Source organism: Streptomyces sp. AC627_RSS907, from assembly GCF_019049165.1.
Genome location: NZ_JAGMUE010000983.1, coordinates 1 through 628, shown reverse-complemented (window position 1 = coordinate 628; position 628 = coordinate 1). Strand labels below are relative to the sequence as shown.

General features: G+C 63.1%; 1 protein-coding gene. It reads right to left on the bottom strand.

Annotation, left to right across the window (positions count from 1 at the left end; translation table 11 throughout):
* The coding region (locus tag KUM32_RS39785) for a helix-turn-helix transcriptional regulator (protein ID WP_217146601.1) at positions 1 to 267 on the bottom strand (267 nt) is incomplete at its 3' end.
* Between the last annotated feature and the right edge of the window lie 361 nt (positions 268 to 628).

Genomic DNA, 628 nt, shown 5'->3' with positions numbered 1-628 from the left:
ACCCGCCACATTGGCCTCCCGGGCGAGTCCGAGCAGCGCCGAACGTTCCGCCTCGTCCGCGACCCCGTAGAGCGTGAGCAGGTCCTCGATGTCACGTGCCTTGAAGCTCACCCTGCCCAACTCCATGCGGCTGATCTTGGACTCGGAAGCACGGATCGAATAACCAGCCGCCTCACGCGTGATGCCACGCGATTCGCGGAGTCGTCGGAGCTGAGAGCCCAGGAGGATGCGGCGCACTACCGATCCACTCGACTCACTTGTGGCCATTTCCGTGACCCTCCCTGTACGTTCCGTACCCGCCCGGGCACGCCCCCACGGACCCTCGGCCGCGAAGTCTGCCACTTCTAGGCTCCGTTGAGTGCGCATCTCATTACCCAGATGTGAGATGGACGCAAGTGACCTTGAGAAGAATTCCCCGCCAACGAGCCCAGTTCGGAGCAAACCGGCCACGTGCACGTGCATCTGCCCTTGCATCTGGTCCGGACATTGGGAATCCTGGAGCTCGCGCACGTGCACGCTGTTTGCAGATCCAGCCAGGGTCGTCACGGCCACGAATGCCAGGAGTGCCTCGCATGGGGATCAAAGGATCGACCATGGTCGAGCCGTTATGGCAGGGCCTGCCTCCCAT